Origin of the sequence: Nocardia sp. NPDC051832 (genome assembly GCF_040681285.1) — a bacterium.
Taxonomy (GTDB): Bacteria; Actinomycetota; Actinomycetes; order Mycobacteriales; family Mycobacteriaceae; genus Nocardia.
In genome coordinates this window covers 175,456-193,651 of the sequence record NZ_JBFAYL010000001.1, presented here as the reverse complement: position 1 = coordinate 193,651, position 18,196 = coordinate 175,456, and the positions used below count along the sequence as shown (strand labels likewise).

General features: G+C 66.3%; 20 protein-coding genes. 15 read left to right on the top strand and 5 right to left on the bottom strand.

The features are described 5' to 3' along the window. Positions 1-9: 9 nt before the first annotated feature. Positions 10-1,662, bottom strand: coding sequence for a hypothetical protein (locus tag AB0M14_RS00905; protein WP_364986745.1), 1,653 nt, complete (start codon positions 1,660-1,662; stop codon positions 10-12). Between the two features lie 345 nt (positions 1,663-2,007). On the opposite strand from AB0M14_RS00905, the gene AB0M14_RS00900 reads away from it, so the two are divergent. From AB0M14_RS00900 to AB0M14_RS00875, 6 genes are all read left to right on the top strand, one after another. Beyond that, positions 2,008-3,213, top strand: coding sequence for a lipid-transfer protein (locus tag AB0M14_RS00900; protein WP_364986742.1), 1,206 nt, complete (start codon positions 2,008-2,010; stop codon positions 3,211-3,213). 30 nt (positions 3,214-3,243) lie between these two features. Then, positions 3,244-3,687 (top strand): SRPBCC family protein, encoded by a 444-nt coding sequence (locus AB0M14_RS00895; protein WP_364986739.1) that lies wholly within the window; start codon positions 3,244-3,246, stop codon positions 3,685-3,687. Between the two features lie 25 nt (positions 3,688-3,712). Next, positions 3,713-4,585: a MaoC/PaaZ C-terminal domain-containing protein gene (locus AB0M14_RS00890; protein WP_364986736.1), complete on the top strand. Its 873-nt coding sequence runs from the start codon at positions 3,713-3,715 to the stop codon at positions 4,583-4,585. 59 nt (positions 4,586-4,644) lie between these two features. After that, positions 4,645-5,523 (top strand): SDR family oxidoreductase, encoded by an 879-nt coding sequence (locus tag AB0M14_RS00885; protein WP_364986732.1) that lies wholly within the window; start codon positions 4,645-4,647, stop codon positions 5,521-5,523. A gap of 24 nt (positions 5,524-5,547) precedes the next feature. Further along, positions 5,548-6,810, top strand: coding sequence for an acyl-CoA dehydrogenase family protein (locus AB0M14_RS00880; protein ID WP_364986728.1), 1,263 nt, complete (start codon positions 5,548-5,550; stop codon positions 6,808-6,810). 102 nt (positions 6,811-6,912) lie between these two features. Continuing rightward, positions 6,913-7,770, top strand: a complete 858-nt coding sequence (locus AB0M14_RS00875) for an alpha/beta hydrolase (RefSeq protein WP_364986725.1) — start codon at positions 6,913-6,915, stop codon at positions 7,768-7,770. 6 nt (positions 7,771-7,776) lie between these two features. Here AB0M14_RS00875 and AB0M14_RS00870 read toward each other — a convergent pair whose 3' ends face one another. After that, on the bottom strand, positions 7,777-8,091 hold the full coding sequence (locus AB0M14_RS00870) for a hypothetical protein (RefSeq protein ID WP_364986722.1): 315 nt from the start codon (positions 8,089-8,091) through the stop codon (positions 7,777-7,779). Positions 8,092-8,179: 88 nt separating this feature from the next. After that, positions 8,180-9,118, bottom strand: coding sequence for an alpha/beta hydrolase (locus tag AB0M14_RS00865; protein WP_364986719.1), 939 nt, complete (start codon positions 9,116-9,118; stop codon positions 8,180-8,182). A gap of 50 nt (positions 9,119-9,168) precedes the next feature. On the opposite strand from AB0M14_RS00865, the gene AB0M14_RS00860 reads away from it, so the two are divergent. From AB0M14_RS00860 to AB0M14_RS00850, 3 genes are read left to right on the top strand one after another with little or no spacing between them, the layout of a single operon-like run. Further along, positions 9,169-9,948, top strand: coding sequence for an exodeoxyribonuclease III (locus AB0M14_RS00860; protein ID WP_364986716.1), 780 nt, complete (start codon positions 9,169-9,171; stop codon positions 9,946-9,948). Further along, positions 9,945-10,379: a ribonuclease domain-containing protein gene (locus AB0M14_RS00855; RefSeq protein ID WP_364986713.1), complete on the top strand. Its 435-nt coding sequence runs from the start codon at positions 9,945-9,947 to the stop codon at positions 10,377-10,379. Before AB0M14_RS00860 ends, AB0M14_RS00855 begins: the two co-directional genes overlap by 4 nt. Continuing rightward, entirely contained in the window at positions 10,379-10,882 is a 504-nt protein-coding gene (locus AB0M14_RS00850) for a barstar family protein (protein WP_364986710.1), read from the top strand. The genes AB0M14_RS00855 and AB0M14_RS00850 overlap by 1 nt, the downstream gene beginning before the upstream one ends. On the opposite strand, the gene AB0M14_RS00845 is transcribed toward AB0M14_RS00850, so the two are convergent. Next, entirely contained in the window at positions 10,868-11,581 is a 714-nt protein-coding gene (locus tag AB0M14_RS00845) for a TetR/AcrR family transcriptional regulator (protein ID WP_364986707.1), read from the bottom strand. The genes AB0M14_RS00850 and AB0M14_RS00845 overlap by 15 nt on opposite strands. Before the next feature lie 146 nt (positions 11,582-11,727). On the opposite strand from AB0M14_RS00845, the gene AB0M14_RS00840 reads away from it, so the two are divergent. The 6 genes from AB0M14_RS00840 to AB0M14_RS00815 all read left to right on the top strand — a co-directional run bounded on the left by AB0M14_RS00840 (position 11,728) and on the right by AB0M14_RS00815 (position 16,686). Beyond that, on the top strand, positions 11,728-12,657 hold the full coding sequence (locus tag AB0M14_RS00840) for an oxygenase MpaB family protein (RefSeq protein ID WP_364986705.1): 930 nt from the start codon (positions 11,728-11,730) through the stop codon (positions 12,655-12,657). 21 nt (positions 12,658-12,678) lie between these two features. After that, positions 12,679-13,710, top strand: coding sequence for a tryptophan--tRNA ligase (gene trpS, locus AB0M14_RS00835; protein WP_364986703.1), 1,032 nt, complete (start codon positions 12,679-12,681; stop codon positions 13,708-13,710). A 43-nt stretch (positions 13,711-13,753) separates the two neighbouring features. After that, positions 13,754-14,779, top strand: a complete 1,026-nt coding sequence (yhjD, locus tag AB0M14_RS00830) for an inner membrane protein YhjD (RefSeq protein WP_364986700.1) — start codon at positions 13,754-13,756, stop codon at positions 14,777-14,779. A 92-nt stretch (positions 14,780-14,871) separates the two neighbouring features. Next, complete coding sequence (locus AB0M14_RS00825; protein ID WP_364986697.1) at positions 14,872-15,399, top strand: YbaB/EbfC family nucleoid-associated protein; 528 nt, start codon at positions 14,872-14,874, stop codon at positions 15,397-15,399. Beyond that, positions 15,389-15,730, top strand: coding sequence for a hypothetical protein (locus AB0M14_RS00820; protein WP_364986694.1), 342 nt, complete (start codon positions 15,389-15,391; stop codon positions 15,728-15,730). Before AB0M14_RS00825 ends, AB0M14_RS00820 begins: the two co-directional genes overlap by 11 nt. A 5-nt stretch (positions 15,731-15,735) precedes the next feature. Next, positions 15,736-16,686 (top strand): hypothetical protein, encoded by a 951-nt coding sequence (locus AB0M14_RS00815; RefSeq protein ID WP_364986692.1) that lies wholly within the window; start codon positions 15,736-15,738, stop codon positions 16,684-16,686. Positions 16,687-16,879: 193 nt separating this feature from the next. Here AB0M14_RS00815 and AB0M14_RS00810 read toward each other — a convergent pair whose 3' ends face one another. Next, positions 16,880-18,160, bottom strand: coding sequence for a D-alanyl-D-alanine carboxypeptidase family protein (locus AB0M14_RS00810; protein ID WP_364986689.1), 1,281 nt, complete (start codon positions 18,158-18,160; stop codon positions 16,880-16,882). Positions 18,161-18,196: the final 36 nt, after the last annotated feature.

The following is an 18,196-nucleotide window of genomic DNA, read 5'->3' as shown; positions in this document are numbered from 1 at the left end:
TGCGCGTGCCTAGTGCTGGCGGGGCAGCAGGTGCAGGCCGTTCTTGTCCGTCGACAGCGCCAGTGAGCTGATGTACTGGATCTCGCCGGCCGGACCCGGCACCGCCGAGGCGATCATGTCCGGGCGCTCGAACTCCATGCCGGTCGCCACACAGGTCAGCGTCTCGCCGGTCGGGTTGCCGTGCTCGTCGAACATCGGCAGTTCGATGCCGTCGTCGGTGCGGCGCAGGTAGTACTTGCCCTTGGTGAGGATCGCGGTCAGCGGCGTCGCGACGAACGCGACCAGCACGGCGACAATGGGGGAGTACGGCTTCAGCAGCTCACCGAACAGGCCGAAGAAGGTCATGATCGACAGCACCGCCGAGAGCCCGAAGCCGACCAGGCCGACCGGGTTGAAGTCGTAGAGCATGCCGCGCCGGAACTCCGGGACCTTCGGCGAGATCTTCAAGACGTACTTGTTGATCGCGATATCGGTGGCGACGGTGACGATCCAGGCGATGCCGCAGTTGGCGTAGAAACCGAGGATGTTGTTCAGGAAGTCGAACATGTTGGCTTCCATCAGGATCAGCGCGATCGCCAGGTTCACGCCCAGGAAGACCAGTCGGCCCGGGTAGGTCTTGGTGACCCGGGTGTAGGAGTTGGTCCAGGCCAGCGAGCCGGAGTAGGCATTGGTCACGTTGATCTTGATCTGGCTGATCACGACCAGCACCACCGCCAGCGTCATGGCCAGCCAGCCCGGCACCATGTCCTGGTAGATCTCCAGGAACTGGTGCACCGGCTGGTTCGCGATGCCTTGGGCCGCAGGTAGATTCGCGATCAGATAGACCGCGAGGAACAGGCCGACGACCTGCTTGATCGCGCCGAAGAGCACCCAGCCCGGTCCGGCCAGCAGCATCCAGGTCCACCACTTGCGTGCGTTCTCCGGCGTGCGCGGCGGCATGAAGCGCAGGTAGTCGATCTGCTCCGCGATCTGCGCGATCAGCGACAGGCAGACGCCGGCGGCCAGCAGGGTGCCCGAGATGCTCACGCCCGCACCGTCTTTGCCGCCGTAGGACCAGAACGCGTCCACCGACTCGGGATGGCGCACGACCAGGAAGCCGAACGGCAGCACCATCAGCAGCAGCCACAGCGGCGTGGTCCATACCTGCAGTTTGGCCAGCGTGTTCATGCCGTAGATGACCAGCGGAAAGATCAGCACCGTGGACAGGAGATAACCGAGCCACAACGGAATTCCGAGCCCGAGTTCCAGGCCCTGCGCCATGATCGAACCCTCGAGCGCGAAAAAGATGAAGGTGAAGGACGCGAACACGATATTCGTGACCACCGACCCGTAATAACCGAATCCGCTACCGCGCGTGATCAAGTCGAGATCGATGTTGTAGCGCGCGGCGTAATAGGCGAGCGGAAAGCCGGTCAGCATGACGACAATCGAGAAGATGGCGATGCCGAGCAGCGCGTTTCCGGTGCCGTGTGCGATTCCGATATTCGCGCCGATGGCGAAATCGGCCAGGTAGGCGATACCGCCCAGGGCCGAGATGCCGACGACCGCCGGGCTCCACTTCCGGTAACTGCGGGGCGCGAACCGGAGGGTGTAGTCCTCCAGGGTTTCTTTCGCCGCCGCTATTCCCTCGGCGTTCGTCGAGCGGGTGTCTACATCGACCACGTTCTTCTCCTCATCCCCTCACCAAACACGAAGCAACCCTGTGAACTTCGCGTGCCGATGTGGACGGGGAATTTCCGAACCATTACGCCGCTGTTAATCGATTCCAGTTGTGAGTGAGGTCACATTCGCCCGGTTTGCGGGCTGCGATCAGTTGTGTTGCGACTGGTTGACGGGCGTGTTCGCGCAGTACATACACGTTCAGCTGTATGTGTCTCTTGCGGCTACAGCCTGGCTAAATCGCGACTTCTGGGCACCGCTGGCTCTGGAGTCTTGTGCAGTTACATGCATCTCTGTATGTTTGTGACAGCTCGGTCCACACGGACCGGTCAGAACCTGAGGAGTTCGATGACGAACAAGGTCTACGTCGTCGGCGTCGGCATGACGAAGTTCGAGAAGCCGGGCCGCCGCAAGAACGAAGACGGCACCGACTGGGATTACCCGGATATGGCACGGGAGTCGGGCACCAAGGCGCTCGCCGACGCCGGCATCGACTACCGCGAGGTCGAGCAGGCCTACGTCGGCTACGTCTACGGCGAATCCACCTCCGGTCAGCGCGCGGTCTACGAACTGGGCATGACCGGCATTCCGGTGGTCAACGTCAACAACAACTGCTCCACCGGCTCCACCGCGCTTTACCTCGCGGCGCAGGCGATCCGGGGCGGGCTGGCGGAATGCACGCTGGCGCTGGGTTTCGAGAAGATGCAGCCCGGCTCGCTCGGCTCCACCTGGGACGACCGGGAACAGCCGATGGCCAAGCACATCATGGCGCTCGCCGAGATCTCCGAGGTGCTGTTTCCGGTGGCGCCGTGGATGTTCGGCGCGGCCGGCCGCGAGCACATGAAGCAATACGGCACCACGCTCGAGCATTTCGCCAAGATCGGGTACAAGAACCACAAGCATTCGGTCAACAACCCGTACTCGCAGTTCCAGGACGCGTATTCACTCGAGGACATCCTGGGCTCGCGGATGATCTACGAGCCGTTGACCAAGTTGCAGTGCTCGCCGACCTCCGACGGCTCCGGCGCGGTCATCCTGGCCAGCGAGGACTTCGTGAACAAGCACGATCTGGCGGCCCAAGCGGTGGAGATCGTCGGTCAGACCATGACCACCGACTTCGGCTCCACCTTCGACGGCACCGCCAAGAACCTGATCGGCTACGACATGAACGTCCAGGCCGCGCGCAAGGTCTACGACCAGGCCGGGCTGGGCGCCGAGGACTTCCAGGTCATCGAGCTGCACGACTGCTTCTCCGCCAACGAACTGCTGCTCTACGAAGCGCTGGGACTGTGCGGTGAGGGCGAGGCCGGGAAGCTCATCGACGAGAACCAGACCACCTACGGCGGCAAGTGGGTCGTGAACCCCTCCGGCGGGCTCATCTCCAAGGGGCACCCCCTGGGCGCGACGGGTTTGGCGCAGTGCTCCGAGCTCACCTGGCAGCTGCGCGGCACCGCCGACAAGCGGCAGGTCGAGAACGTCACGGCCGCACTGCAACACAACATCGGCCTCGGCGGCGCGGCGGTCGTCACCGCCTACCAGCGCGCCGACCGCTGAATCTTCCACCAACGACGAAGGAGCCAACCCATGGGACACATCGAAGCCACCAAGGACGTCAACGCCACCCCCGAAGCCCTCTGGGCGGTCGTCGCCGACCCGCAGACCTGGGACAAGTGGTTCTCCATCCACGAGCGCTTCATGGAGGAGCCGCCGGCCACGCTGACCGCGGGCGCCAAGCTGGTCGCCAAGATCGTCATGCTCGGCATGGCCAACAAGCTGGAATGGACTGTGGTGGCGGTGGATTCGCCGAACACGCTGACCCTCGGCGGTGTCGGCATGGCCGGTGTGAAGACCGAATTCACCTTCGATATCCAGCCCAAGGCCGAGGGCGGCTCCGTGGTGAAGGTGTCCGGCGATTTCGAAGGCGCGCTGATCAAGGGCGCGCTGGGCAAGGCGGTCGAGAAGGACGGGCTCAAGCAGCTCGACAAGTCGCTGGAGCAGCTGGACGCCCTGGCCGCCACGGCTGCCTGATCGCCCGAGCCGAGGAGAGCGCGCGATGACGGAAACGACCACCCGGCTGGTGGAGTTCGACGACTCCGGGCTGGAAACCTGGTGCGACGACGAGCGATTCGACGTCAGTGGAGAACGGATCGCCGAATACGCCGCGGCCACCAACGATCCCATCGAAGCCCACCTGGCGGGCAAGGTCGCCTCGCCGGTCTTCGCCATCGTCCCGGTGTTCGAGGCGATGATGATGCCGGTGATCGACGTCGCGCCGATGGATATTTTCGGCCGGGTCGTGCACGGGGAGCAGGACTTTCACTTCCACCGCGCGATCCAGCCGGGGGATCGGCTGGTGTCGCGGGCCAAGGCCGTCGGCTACACCAGCCGGTCCAACGGCAGCACGATCACCATTCTCATCGAATGCCGCACCGAGGCAGGCGAACTCGTCAACGAGCAGTACCTGACGGCGTTCTTCCGCGGCATCGACGCGGGCAAGACGGTCGGCGCGGTCGCGCCCGCGCACAAGTTCGACGAGGCGCTGCGGCAACAAGAGCCGGTAGCCGTGGTGCCGCAGCACGTCGATCTGGATCAGACCTACCGCTACGCACCGGCTTCCGGTGATCCGGTGCCGCTGCACCTGGACGAGCAGGTCGCCAAGGACGCGGGCCTGCCCGGGATCATCGCGCACGGTCTGTGTACGCAGGCGTTCGCGTCCTGGGCGGTGCTGACCGAGGTGGCGGGTTCGGATGTGAACCGGCTCAAGCGATTTGCCGTGCGCTTCGCCAAGATGGTGTTCCCCGGCGATGACCTGGAGACCCGAATCTGGAAGGTGGGATCCGCAAACGGCGTCACCACCTACGCCTTCGAGACCGTGCGCGGGGAAGACGTCGTGCTCAGCGACGGCCTCGCCGAAATCGCCGACTGATCACCACTTCCCATCATCCCGGCGGACGCCGGGATCCACAGCAATAGGAGCCGCGCACCATGGGTGCTCTTGAAGGAAAAGTCGCCGTCGTCACCGGCGCGGGCCGTGGCATCGGCCGAGAACACGCGCTGCTGTTCGCCCGGGAGGGCGCGGCCATCGTCGTCAATGATCTCGGCGGCAGCAATGCCGGTGAGGGCACCGATGTCGGCCCCGCGCAGGAAGTCGCGAACGAGATCATCGCCGCAGGTGGCCGGGCGGTGGCCAACACCGAGAACGTGGCCAGCTGGGACGGCGCGAAGAAGCTTGTCGACCAGGCCATTTCGGAGTTCGGCGGCCTCGACATCGTGATCAACAACGCGGGTATCCTGCGCGACGCGTTCATCGCGGGCATGGACGAGGCGCAGTGGGACGCCGTCGTCGCCGTGCATCTCAAGGGTCACGCGGCGGTGCTGCATCACGCCTCGGCGTACTGGAAAGAGCAGAGCAAGGCGGGCAACCAGCCCAACGCCGCTGTGGTCAACACCGCCTCCGCGTCCGGCGTCACCGTGCCGAACGCGGGCCAGGCCAACTACGGCGCCGCCAAGGCCGCCATCGCCGCGCTGACCCTGGTCGCGGCCGACGAATTGCAGCGCTACGGCGTCCGGGTCAACGCCATCGCGCCGATCGCGCGTACCCGGCTCACCCTGGCCACCCCCGGCATGGGCGAGATCATGGCCGCGGAGGCCGAATACCTCGAAGAGGGCGATTTCGACGCGTTCAGCCCCGCCAATATCTCCCCGCTGGTCGCATACTTGGCTTCGGACAAGTGCGCGATCACCGGCAAGGTGTTCGCCGTGCAGGGCGGCGCCATCTCCGAGCTGGCCGGCTGGCACGACGTGAAGACGATCGAAACCGAAGGCCCCTGGCTGATCGACGACATCGCCGCCCGGCTCCCCTGATCCGCGACTGGTAGGAGAACAACGATGTTCGAATGGTCCGAGACCGATGTCATGATCCGCGATGCCGTGCGCGCGTTCATCGACAAGGAAGTCCGCCCGAATCTCGATGCCCTGGACAGCGGCGAGATGCTGCCGTACCCGGTCATCCGGAAACTGTTCAGCGAGTTCGGGATCGACGCCATGGGAGGCGAAGCGGTCGACAAACTGCTGGGCAAGCAGCGCAAGATCGAGGAAGCCATCGCCGCGGGTGAGCCCAAGCCGGAGAAGAAGGAGAAGTCCTCCGGCGGCAGCCCGTTCGCGGGTCAGGAATCGCTGATGGCGGTGCTGATCGGCGAATTGTCCGGCGTCTGTATGGGTTTGGTCACCGCCATGGGCGTGTCCATCGGTCTCGGCGCCACCACCATCCTCTCGCGCGGCACCCTCGCGCAGAAGGAGCGGTGGATCAAGGACATCGTGACCATGCAGAAGGTGGCGGCCTGGGCGATCACCGAACCCGACTCGGGCTCGGACGCGTTCGGCGGCATGAAGACCTACGTCCGCCGGGACGGGGAGGACTACATCCTCAACGGGCAGAAGACCTTCATCACCAACGGCCCGTTCGCCGACGTGATGGTGGTCTACGCCAAGCTCGACGAGGGCGACGGCGCCGACAAGCGGGAACGCAAGGTGCTGACCTTCGTGCTGGACCAGGGGATGGCGGGTCTGACCCAGGGCAAGCCGTTCAAGAAGATGGGCCTGCACTCCTCGCCGACCGGCGAATTGTTCTTCGACAACGTGCGTTTGGGCAAGGACCGACTGCTCGGGGAGACCGAGGAGCACAAGGGCGGCGACGGCCGCGAAAGCGCCCGTTCGAGTTTCACCGCCGAGCGCATCGGCGTCGGGTTCATGGCGCTGGGCATCATCAACGAATGTCACCGGCTCTGCCTGGATTACGCCAAGAACCGCAAACTCTGGGGCCAGGAGATCGGGCGCTTCCAGCTGGTTCAGCTCAAGCTGGCGAAGATGGAGGTGGCTCGGATCAACGTGCAGAACATGGTATTCAACGTGCTCGAGCGGGGCCGCGCCGGCAAGCCGCCGACGCTCGCGGAAGCCTCGGCGATCAAGCTGTATGCCTCCGAGGCGGCCACCGAGGTCGCGATGGACGCGGTCCAGCTCTTCGGCGGCAACGGGTACATGACCGAGTATCACGTCGAGCAGCTCGCCCGGGACGCCAAGTCGCTGATGATCTACGCGGGTAGTAACGAGATCCAGGTGACGCATATCGCGAAGGGTCTACTGGCTCAGTGAGTTTCGGGCCCCGGGGTGTGCGGTGCACACCCTGGGGCGCGCACAGATGGCTTTCAGCGCACCGGTTTCCGGTGCGCTCCGTCGCAAAGGGGCGACCGGACGATGATCACCGAAGCCACCGGCAGGTACAACGGCGTCGGCACTCGCGTGCTGTCCGTGCCCGGCGCCGGTACACCGATCCTGTTGCTACACGGATACGCCGACAGCGCCGACACCTGGCGCGGCGTACTCCGCGAGCTCGAAGCGGCGGGCCGTGGCGCCTGCGCGGTCGATCTACCCGGCTTCGGGCTGGCCGATGATCGCCTGCCGGGGCCGATCACACCCCAGTTCGAAGCTTTCGTCGATGCCCTCATCGCAGATCTGGGACCCGTTGTGCTGGTGGGGAACTCACTCGGCGCCGCCACCGCGCTGCGCGCGGCGGCCCGGGACACCGCGGGCCTGGTCACCGCCCTGATCACCCTGGACGAACCGGTGATGGCCCGGCACTGGCTGGCCCGCGCCGCCCGGCTCAGCGACTACACCTGGTTCTTCCGCCTGCTCGCCACCCTCCCGGTTCCCGAGCCGCTCGTGCGCTGGTGTGTGCACCACGCCGTCCGGCTGTTCGTCTACGGCCCCGGCTATCGTGCCGACGCCGAATTCCTCGCCAGCGCTACCCGATCGGTGCCCACCATGCGCGCCGCGGCAGCCCGTGGCGGCGACGCAATCCGCTACGCCCGGGAAAACCCGGACGGCCACGGCGAATTGACCCTCGCCTGCCCCCACCTGATCCTGCACGGCGCCAAAGACCGCATCATCCCGGTCAGCGCCGCACGGGCCCTACACACCCTGCTCCCCGCCAGCGAACTCACCATCCTCCCAGGAGTCGGCCATTGCCCCCAGCTCGATACCCCGGCGGAGATAGCCGGGCTCATCCTGTCGTTCCTGGCCCGCACCGCACCGGAGCGACCCGCCGCAGGATGATCCGGACTACCTGACCGGCGGATTCTTCAACAGCTCGAGAATCTCATTCGTCGTGGCAGTGAGGGTGGCCAATTGTTCGCTGTGCTGCTGCTGGGTGGTGGTGAGGGTGCCCAACAGCTCGCTGTGCTGCCGCTGGGTGGCGATTACTGCGCCCAGCTGGCGGCCCAGTTGGCGGTGGCCATGGCGGACTCGGACCTGTGTGCGGCGGGCGATGGCGTTGGTCTTCTCGCCGATGGTCCGCAACTCGGCGAGTTCTTTGTAGACGTCGTTGATGTCGTTGCGAAGCTGTGTGACCGCTCGATTCGTCTCTGAGTTCCCCATGACGGGCAACGCTAGACGGCGCCGATCGTGAGATCTACCCGTTGATGCGGATTGTGGATAACTTTCTGAGCTGTGGAAACTTCGTCGTTCAGATGGCGCGCAGGTGACCGCGGCTGGCGTAGACGTGTTCGGCGATCAGGGTGGCGACGCGGTCCGGCGCCTCGAGCATCGGGACGTGGCCGACGCGGTTCATCAGGATGCGGTCGGCGGAGTCGGGGAGTTCCTTCAGGTAGCGCCGGGCGTAGACGCGGTTCGGGATGACGCGGTCGTATTCGGCCAGGATCAGTCGGACCGGGGTGGCCAGATCGGACAGGTCCGACAGGGCCGGGGCGCGGAAGGTGCCGAGGATCAGCGGCAGCATGGCCTGGCAGTGCAGGGCCGCTTCGATGACGGCGGTGGTATCGGCGCGGGCGACGGCCGCGGAATTCTTGACCAGCAGCAATTTGGTGAGCCGGTGCGTAATCGGATTGTGTTTGACGAATCCGCCGACATGCTTGCCGATTTCGATGATCGGGACCAGCGAGAGGAATTTCAGCCCGACCCGGAATTGGGTGAGGGACGGGGCATTCCAGCCACCGGCGGGCGCGATCAGGGTGAGCGTGCGGGCGCGGCCGCGGCGCGCCAATTCGATGCCGACCCAGCCGCCCAGCGAATTGCCGGCGATATGACAAGTGCGCCAGCCCATTTCGTCGAGCTGATCCTCGATGCGATCGGCCAGGGTGTAGATGTCGGTGGACCAGCCGTCGCCCGGGGCGCCGCCCCAGTGGCCCGCGAAAGCCGGCGCGAACACCTCGCACTGGGTGGCCAGGCGGTGGGCGGTCTGCTCCCAGCAGTGCGGCGAGAGCATGAAGCCGTGCAGCAGCAGGAGCGGGTCGCCGGAACCCAGGTGCAGCGCCTTGATCGGCGCCGGGTGGGCGGATTTCCGCTCGGGCGGAGCGGGCCGGTCGGGCTCGGGGCGCGTGGATTGTCCGATACGCGAAACTTCGCTGCCGTTTCGCGACGTGGGCTTGCTGGAATCCGACATCATCGTCGTCGCCCTTTCGGGAGTTCGTCTGACCAGCATTGTACGGTCGTCAGGTGCCGTACATCATCTCGAGCGTGAACGTAAATGGTGTCCGCGCGGCCACGGGCAAGGGAATGCTCGAATGGCTGGCGGTCACCGAGGCGGACATCGTCTGCGTGCAGGAGACGCGGGCCACCGACGAGCAGACCCGCGCCGCGCTGGCGCCGGCGCTGGAGAACGGCTGGTACCTCGCGCACGCCGAGCCGGAGTCCAAGGGCCGGGCCGGAGTCGGCATCCTGTCGCGGCGGGAGCCGACGCGGGTGCGGATCGGGTTCGGCAGCACCGAATTCGGAGCCTCCGGGCGCTACATCGAAGCCGACTTCGACGACGCGACCGTGGCCAGCGTGTACGTGCACTCGGGGGAGGAGAACACCCCGCGACAGGACGAAAAGTACCGGTTCATGGCCGAATTCGGCCAGTACCTGAAGGGTCGCACCGGCGCGTACGTGGTCAGCGGCGACTGGAACATCGCGCCCACCGAGCTGGATCTGAAGAACTGGAAGGGAAACCTGAAGTCGGCCGGGTTCCTGCCCGAGGAGCGGGCCTGGATCAAGGAACTGCTCGCGGCGGGATACACCGACGTGGTGCGCCAACTGCATCCCGGCGTCGACGGCCCCTACAGCTGGTGGTCCTACCGCGGCCGCGCGTTCGACAACGATTCCGGTTGGCGCATCGATTATCACCTGGCGCTGAGCGACCTGGCCGAACGCGCCAAGCAGGCGGTGGTGGAACGTGCCGCCGCCTATGACCAGCGCTGGTCCGACCACGCGCCGGTCACGGTGCAGTACCGGTGAAACTCTCCCCGGTCCGGGCTTTCGCGGCGTTCGTCGCGGTGGTGGTCGTCGTGCTGCTGGCGGTGCTCGCGGTGCGCGGCACCGACAGCGGCACGAACGCGGGGCCGGGCGCGGCGTCGTCGAGTGCGGTTTCGGCTACCACAGCGGCGGGCGTACCCGAACGCGCCTACGCGACCTTGCGCGAGATCGACGCGGGGCGCTGGCCCGGATCGGCGAACGCGGCCGGCACCCAGGGCGGCGAACGGTGGATGAACCGGGAGGGCACGCTGCCCCGGAAGGACGCCGCGGGCAAGGCTGTCACCTATCAGGAGTGGGATGTGAATCCCAAGCAGCGCAATCGTTCCCGCGACGCCGAACGCATCGTCACCGGCAGTGACGGTTCGGCGTGGTACACCGGCGACCACTACAAAACTTTCCAGAGGATGCGCTGATGACTCGGTCGGTCCCGCTGTCGCAGTTCCTGAGTCCCGCCACCCGGGCGCCGAAAGCGGCTGCGGCGCAACCGGCCGCGCTGGGCGCGCTCGACATCGACGCCGCCGATCTGAGCGGGCTGCGTTACGACGCGCCGCCCGGTTACCTGGTGCGGGAATTGCGCGGGGCCAAGATGCGGACCACCGCGGGCGTTTTCGACGAGTTCGCGGCCGCGTTCCAGTTCCCGTACTACTTCGGCGAGAACAAAGACGCCTTCGACGAATGCCTGCGCGATCTGGGTGAATTCCTCGGTGACGCGGCGGGATACGTGGCGGTGGTAAGGGATTCGTCCGAGCTGCTGGCCGATCAGCCGCGCGAGCGGGCCTGGTTCGCCGAGGCCGTCGCCGACTGCGCCGGGTATTGGGCCCGGCGCGGCATCAGCTTTCGCGTGGTTCTGCAAGGTCCGGTGCCCACGACCCCCGCGTCGGTGACGGCGCAGGTGATTCCGCTAGCCCTCGATTGACCGCGTGAGCTTGCGGCCGGGATCCAGCGGTAGCCGCTGCGCCAAATCCTCGCCGAGCAGGACGAACACGTCGGTCGTGTGCTCGATCAACTCGTCTCGGGATATCGGCAGTTCCCCCTGCAACCACGCGGTCAGCGTCTGCACCAGTCCGCCGACCAGATAGGTCGCCCGGAAATCGATCACCGGATCCGGCTGCGGATCGCTCATGCCGTAGAAGTCGATGCCCTGCGCGGCCACAATGCGCGTGAACAGCCGGATCGATTCGGTTGTCCTGGTCCGCAATTCGGGCGTGGCCTGCCCGACGCTCAACGCCACCTTGGCTTTGCGCGGGTCATCGGTGAGCAGCCGGATGCCGGCCGAGATCGCCGAGCGCGCCATACCCCGGGTGTCGGCCGGCGCCTCGCGCAGACCGGCGGCGATGGCCATCGCGAGTTCCTCGGTGATCCGGTCGATCAGTCCGGTCAGCACGGCGTCGCGGCTGTCGAAGCTCTCGTAGTAGTACCGCTCGTTCAACCCGGCCTGTGCGCACAGCCCGGACACGGTGAGCTTGGCCAGCCCCTGGGTGCCGATGACCTCGAGCGCGGCATCCAGCAGCGCCGTGCGCCGCTGCGCGCGCCGTTCGTCCGCGGAGACGCCACCGTAGGTCCGTTTGGGCGTGGCAGACGGCGACGCCGGGGTGGGTGAGTTCTGTGCTGCCACTCCTCGATTGTCGCAGTGCCGGCCCGGCCGCGGGCGCGGGCGCCGAGCACAAATCTGGCATGAGCTCTTGCCAGAATCTGGATTCGGAGCCATTCTGGTGTGAGCGGGTCTCGATGCGGAGACTCCTGCGATGAGGTGAGGCAGCTGTGAGCGCTCCGGGATATTTCGCCGACAATTCGATGATCCGGCGGGTCATGCGCAAGCGGGCGGTCGGACTCACCTATGGCCAGCGTGCGCTGGTCATCGGGGCCGTGCACCCCCTGCTCTACGTCGGGACGGCGGAGAATTCCGCCCACCGGATGACCCCGTACACCCGGCTCGCGCTGACCGGCAAGCTGTTCGAAGCGGTCTTCCTGGGCAGTAAGGACGAGGCCGATCGGGCGCTGGAGTTCACCGGGAAGAAGCACGCGCCCGTGCACGGCGCGCTCCCCGAAGACGCGGGCGCGCACCCCGCGGGCACGGCCTACTCCGCGCGCGATCCGCATCTGATGTTCATGACGATGGCCTTCACCTTCGATTCCGCCGAGGTCATGTACGACCTGCTGGTCCGCAAACTCACCGCCGGTGAACGCGAAGGCCTCTATCAGGACTACGTCCGCTGGGCCGAGCTGTTCGGGATGCCCGCCGACGCCGCGCCCGCCGACTATCCGGCGTTTCGTCGGTACTTCGACGACTACCTGGGCTCCGACGAGCCGTTCCTGACTGAGGAAGCGCGCCTGGTCGGTTCCTACCTCGCCGGTTCGCGCGTCGCCTATCCGCAGCGGCCGCCCCTGCAGCAGGTCACCTCCGCGTTCTTCCTGCTGGTGCAGGGCAGTCTGCCGGGATCGGTGCGGGAGCTGTACGGCATGCGCTGGGGCGCGGTCGAGGAATTCGCCTATCGCGCGCTCGCGCAGGGTGTGCGGGGCGCTCACGTCGAACTGCCGCTGGTCCCGCCGGTGCTCCGGGACAGATTGGCCGGGCCGAGCGCGCCCCTGTATCGAATCGTCGCGAAGCGCGAACAACAGCTGGCGCGGGCGGGGCTGCCGAGTATGCCCGGTGTACAGGCCGACAACTGGGCGGCTAGAAATTCCGCTTGAGCGGCATGAAAAGATCGGAGTATGTCCAGTCCTGCACAGGCCCCGGCCGCTGAACGCAAACAGCGCGTGCTCTCCGGGATCCAGCCCACCAGCGAGTCCTTCCACCTCGGCAACTACCTTGGCGCGCTGCAGTACTGGGTGACCATGCAGGACGAGTACGACGCGCTCTACTTCATCCCCGACTTGCACGCCATCACCGTGGCGCAGGATCCCAAGGCGCTGCGCGCGCGGACCAAGGCGGCCGCCGCTCAGCTGCTCGCGCTCGGAATCGATCCGAAGAAGTCGACTCTGTTCGTGCAGAGTCAGGTGCCCGAGCACGCCGAGCTGAGCTGGGTGCTGTCCTGCATCACCGGTTTCGGTGAGGCCAGCCGGATGACCCAGTTCAAGGACAAGTCGGCCAAGCAGGGCGCGGAGAACGCGACCGTCGGCCTGTTCACCTACCCGGTGCTGATGGCCGCCGACATCCTGCTCTACCGCCCGCACCAGGTGCCGGTCGGCGAGGACCAGCGCCAGCATCTGGAGCTGACCCGCAATCTCGCGCAGCGCTTCAACACCCGCTTCAAGAAGACCTTCGTGGTGCCGGAAGCGCACATCGTGAAGGGCACCGCGAAGATCTACGACCTGCAGGACCCGACCGCGAAGATGAGCAAGTCGGCCTCCACCGACGCCGGGCTGATCAATCTGCTCGACGATCCGAAGGTGACGGCCAAGAAGATCAAGTCGGCGGTCACCGACACCGAGCGCGAGATCCGCTACGACACGGAGCACAAGCCGGGTGTCAGCAACCTGCTGGTGATTCTGAGTTCGATCACCGGGACCTCGATCGTCACGCTCGAGCAGGACTACGCGGGCAAGGGCTACGGCGACCTGAAATCCGACGTCGCCGACGCGCTGGTGGAATTTGTCACCCCGTTGCGCACGAAGGTGGAAGAGTACTTGTCGGATCAGGGCGAACTCGACCGCATCCTCGCCGCCGGTGCCGAGCGGGCGCGCGAGATCGCCGGCAACACTCTCGCACAGGTCTACGAGCGGGTCGGCTTCCTGACGCGCTAGCCCGCGGGCACCTGCTGCGCGCGACAGGCTCGGAGGCGGACAGGTGCAGATCGACACGATCAAAGCCGGGATCGAACGGCGCATCCAGGCCCGCCCGTGGCTGGACCATCTGGTCCGCGCGGGCGGGCGCTACAACCGGCAGCGCGGCGACTACTACGCCGCGGGCATCACCTATTTCACTGTGCTGTCGCTGTTCCCGCTGCTGATGGTGGCGTTCGCGATCGCGGGTTTCGTGCTGAACAGTCATCCGGAATCGCTCACCGAAATCCAGCACAAGATCATCGAGAACATTCCGGGCGAACTCGGCGACCAGGTCAATACGCTGATCGACCAGGCCATCGAATCCCGCGGCACGGTCGGCGTCCTCGGTCTGCTCGGCGCGGTCTACGCCGGCCTGGGCTGGATGGCGAATCTGCGCGCGGCGCTCACCGAACAGTGGGAACAGCAGACCGAGCAGGCGGATTGGCTCCGCACCAAACTCTCCGATCTCGGCGCGCTGCTCGGCCTGGCCCTGGCCTTCGCCGTCTCCCTCGGCCTGTCCGCGCTGTCATCCAGCACCCTCGGCGCGCGCCTGCTGATCGGACTCGGCCTGTCCCATGTGCCCGGCGCCCGCCTGGTCCTGGTCCTGGTTTCGGCCCTGCTCGCGCTGCTGGCCACCTGGGCCGTCTTCGCCTGGATCATCGCCCGCCTGCCCCGCGAACCCGTCACCCTGGCCAGTGCCGCCAAGGCCGCCCTGATCGCCGCGGTCGCCTTCGAACTCTTCAAATACGTTGCGTCCCTGTACTTACAGACCGTCCTGCGCTCCCCGGCCGGCGCCGCCTTCGGCTCCATCATCGGCCTCATGGTCTTCAGCTACGTCACCTACCGCATCATTCTCTTCGCCACCGCCTGGGCCGCCGAAGCCAGCGAAAACACCCCCGCCGCCGAATCCGCCCCGGCGACCCCCGCGCCCGCCATCATCCGTCCCCGCGTGATCACCCCGGCCTTGCCCAAAGGCGCCGGCCTCGCCCTCTTCAGCGCCGGCGCCCTGACCACCTTCTTCCTCTCGGCCTTGCGCCGCCGTCGCTAGCAGCGGCTGACTTCTGCACGATTCGTGGAACCGAGATCGCACTCGTAGCGTCCAACTATTGACGGGACAGTTTGCGATCTGAGGATTTCAGTGTGAGTTCATACGAGCAGGACCGGCTGCAAGCACGCGCCGCAGCGCTGCAGGGCCAGGTCGACACCATGCTTTCCACCTACGAACAGCAGATGCGGGACATCGGAAGGGCCCGGGATGCGCTGGCGACAGCGACATCCGAGGGTTGGTCGGATGACGGCCTGGTTCGTGTCACCACGAATTCTGCCGGCGTGCCGGTCGACGTCTGGGTCGATTCGGGCGCTTTCCGGCGTTCGGCGCCGGAGAAGTTGGCACAGTCGTTTCTGCAGGCGGCCCAGTTCGCCGCGCGTGCGGCGAAGTCCGAGATCGAGGCCGTACTGGGCCCGGTCACCGCGGCGGCTGCGGAATTCGCGCCGCAGGAGCATGTGTTCGAGGATCTGCCGTTCATCGGCCAACCGATCGGGGACATATTGCCGCCGCCGCCGGAGCCAGTGGTCGCAGACGAACCGAATTCGGGCGAACCCGTCCCGTTGCTCGATGAGGAAGAGGGTCCGCACTGGAAGGGGCTGGGGTCGAACAATGGCTGGTAGCGACAACTTCAAGATCGATCCCGAGCAGGTCAAGGCGCAGGCGCCCAAGCTCGCCGAGTTGGCAAGCGATCTCGCTACGGGTCTGTCCGCGTTGAAGTCCGGCTTGGACAGCATCGGAAACGCCTGGGGCGACGATGAATTCGGCCAGCGATTCGCGGCCAATTACACCGGCAAGGCCACCGACGCGCTGAGCGCGATCGAGGGTGCGGTGCAGATGTTCCAATTCCTGGAGAAGGGCGTCGACACCACAGGCGTGGCGTTCGAGAACCTCGATGAGGATTTCAAGTCCGCTCTCACGAAGATCACCAGCAAGATCGACGACAAGGACTGACCGGGGTGGGAATCGAAATACCTGATGCGCTGAAACCCGTTGCGTCGCTGGTGGTCTATCAGTGGCCGGAGACCGACGAAACCAGTCTGTGGGAAGCCGCGGACCAGTGGGACCAGATGGCCGCGCTGGTAGAGCAGGTCAACGACTACGGCGGCGACGTCATCAAGGTCGTGCTGGCGAATACCGAGGGCGAGACACACGACAGCATCGAGCAGTTCTGGAACAAGGCCGGTGGTGATGACGGCGCCCTTTCCGACCTGCAGGAATTCTGCGAGAACTTGGCGACGGCACTGCGGATCATGGCCGCATTGGTGCTAGCGGTAAAGCTCTTCATCATCTCGATGTTGGTCTATCTCGCAGTCCAACTCGCGATCGCGGCGGCGATGGCTGTGCAAACGCTCGGCGCGAGTGTCGCCCAAGGGGCCGCCCAGCAGGTGGCGGTGCGGGTCGCGATCACCCAGGCATTGAAGAAGCTGCTGGAGAACATCACCAAGTGGACGATCATCAAAGGTGCGGCGTTCGGTGCGGCCGTCGGATTCGGTAAGGAATTCGGCTTCCAGAGCCTCGAGAAATACCTCGGTGTCCGTGACGGTTACGACTGGAAAGAGCTCGCTTCCGACTCCGCCCGTGGCGCAGTCATCGGCGCCATCGCGGCTCCGGTGCAGCAGATGCTGAAGAATCAAGGATTGGGAAACCTCCCAGGCGACAATATCGGGTGGAAGGTTGGCGACACTTTCGGGCCGACCGCCCTGATCGCGAAGAAGATCGCTAACGAAGTTGTCAGCACAGTCTGGGAGGACGAAGGGATCGGCGAACGCGCGAAAGAGGTGGGGACGAAGGTCATTCGTAAGGAGATCGTCGAGGAACTGACTGAGCAGCCGAATCAGTCTCAGCCGAATTCGCAGAAGCCCTCAACCGCTGACCAGGGCTCGAGCCTTGATCTCCCCGCTCAATAGCGCGGGCTGTGCGCCCTAGCATCGCACAGCCGGAAGTGCTTGCAGCTCGCGGAAATTCGATGGAACCGAAGTCGGGGATGGTGCGTCCAACTCTGTGACGACACACTTCCGAGGTTGGTCGGGAGTGGCGTTGGGGGGCGGTCGGTGCCCGGAGTGGGGAGGGCACCGACCGTGTTGTCCGCTGGGGGAGGGGTCAGCGGCGGCGGCTGGTCAGGCGGTGGATGTAGAGGACCAGGGCCAGGACGGCGAGGATGCCGGCCGCGAGCAGGATGGTGCGGAGGCTGCTGCCGCCGTTGGATTCGGGGGCGGGGGCCGCCTCGTCGCGCGGGGGTGGGGAGGCCACGGCGGCGGACGGAGTGGCGGGGTTGCCGTTGCGGCTGGGGAGTGCGCCGACCTCGGAGCCGCGGGGGAGCGCGAAGCCGTAGTCCAGCAGGCGGGCGGCTTGCTGCCAAGGACGGATCGGCAGGACCTCGGCCTTGAGCAGGGTGACCGCGAGGCGGCGGCCGTCGCGTTCGGCGGCGGCGACGAAGGTGTGCCGGGAGTCGTCGGTGAAACCGGTCTTGCCGCCGAGCGCGCCCTCGTAGTTGTAGAGCAGATGGTTGTCGTTGGCGATGACGAAGCCCGGATGGTCTTTGTCCTCAGGGATTTTCGGGTCCTTGGGATAACCGGGGAAGTCGACCTGCTCGGTGTGGATGAGTTCGGCGAACAGCGGGATGGTCATGGCCTCGCGGAAAGCCCCGGACAGGTCGTAGGCCGAGGTGGTCATGCCGGGGCCGTCCAGACCGGAGGGCGTGGCGGCGCGAGTGTCCAAGAGGTACAACGACTTCGCCAGTTCGTTCATCTTCGCGACCGCCGCTTCGTCGCCGCCGAGCTGGGCGGCGATGGCGTGCGCGGCGTCGTTGCCGGACGCCATGACCAGGGCCTGCATGAGCTGACGGTTGCTGTAGCGGCCGCCGGGCCCGATGCCGACGCGGGTGCCGTCGACATCGGCGTCGGCCTGGGTTCCGGTGACCACGGTGTCCAGGTCCAGGGTGCGCAGCGCGACGATGGCGAGCAGCACCTTGATCGTGCTGGCCGGACGGTAGCGGCCGTGCGGGTCCTTGGCGGCGAGCACTTCCCCGGTGTCCAGGTCCGACACCATCCACGCGGTCGACGAAATGTCCTGCGGGAGAGCAGGTGCGCCCTTGGGCAGGACCACGCCGCAAGCGCCGAGCTGGGATCCGCCGACGGCGGGCGTCGGGATCGACAGCGGCTTGGGCGTCGTCGAGCCCGGCGCGGGCACCTCGGAGGAGTCGACCGGCGCCGGCGGCGTCGTCTTCTGCGGGCAGCCGTCGGTGTTCGGGGTGGTGAACGGCGTCGTCGTCACCGAACTCGGCGGGGTGGGTTGCGCGGACGCGCCGCCGGTCACGGCCGCGACGGCCAGCACGGCGCCGGCGGTGAGCGCGGCGAGGAGTGAGGTGCCCTGGATCTTCATCGGTAGCGAGCCTAACGGTGCGGGGCGAGCTGGTCC

Bases quoted from the DNA above. Each gene is read 5' to 3' on its own strand.
- AB0M14_RS00900 (WP_364986742.1), top strand. From the start codon at position 2,008: ATGACGAACAAGGTCTACGTCGTCGGCGTCGGCATGACGAAGTTCGAG.
- AB0M14_RS00895 (WP_364986739.1), top strand. From the start codon at position 3,244: ATGGGACACATCGAAGCCACCAAGGACGTCAACGCCACCCCCGAAGCC.
- AB0M14_RS00890 (WP_364986736.1), top strand. From the start codon at position 3,713: ATGACGGAAACGACCACCCGGCTGGTGGAGTTCGACGACTCCGGGCTG.
- AB0M14_RS00885 (WP_364986732.1), top strand. From the start codon at position 4,645: ATGGGTGCTCTTGAAGGAAAAGTCGCCGTCGTCACCGGCGCGGGCCGT.
- AB0M14_RS00880 (WP_364986728.1), top strand. From the start codon at position 5,548: ATGTTCGAATGGTCCGAGACCGATGTCATGATCCGCGATGCCGTGCGC.
- AB0M14_RS00875 (WP_364986725.1), top strand. From the start codon at position 6,913: ATGATCACCGAAGCCACCGGCAGGTACAACGGCGTCGGCACTCGCGTG.
- AB0M14_RS00870 (WP_364986722.1), bottom strand. From the start codon at position 8,091: ATGGGGAACTCAGAGACGAATCGAGCGGTCACACAGCTTCGCAACGAC.
- AB0M14_RS00865 (WP_364986719.1), bottom strand. From the start codon at position 9,118: ATGATGTCGGATTCCAGCAAGCCCACGTCGCGAAACGGCAGCGAAGTT.
- AB0M14_RS00850 (WP_364986710.1), top strand. From the start codon at position 10,379: ATGACTCGGTCGGTCCCGCTGTCGCAGTTCCTGAGTCCCGCCACCCGG.
- trpS (WP_364986703.1), top strand. From the start codon at position 12,679: ATGTCCAGTCCTGCACAGGCCCCGGCCGCTGAACGCAAACAGCGCGTG.
- AB0M14_RS00820 (WP_364986694.1), top strand. From the start codon at position 15,389: ATGGCTGGTAGCGACAACTTCAAGATCGATCCCGAGCAGGTCAAGGCG.
- AB0M14_RS00810 (WP_364986689.1), bottom strand. From the start codon at position 18,160: ATGAAGATCCAGGGCACCTCACTCCTCGCCGCGCTCACCGCCGGCGCC.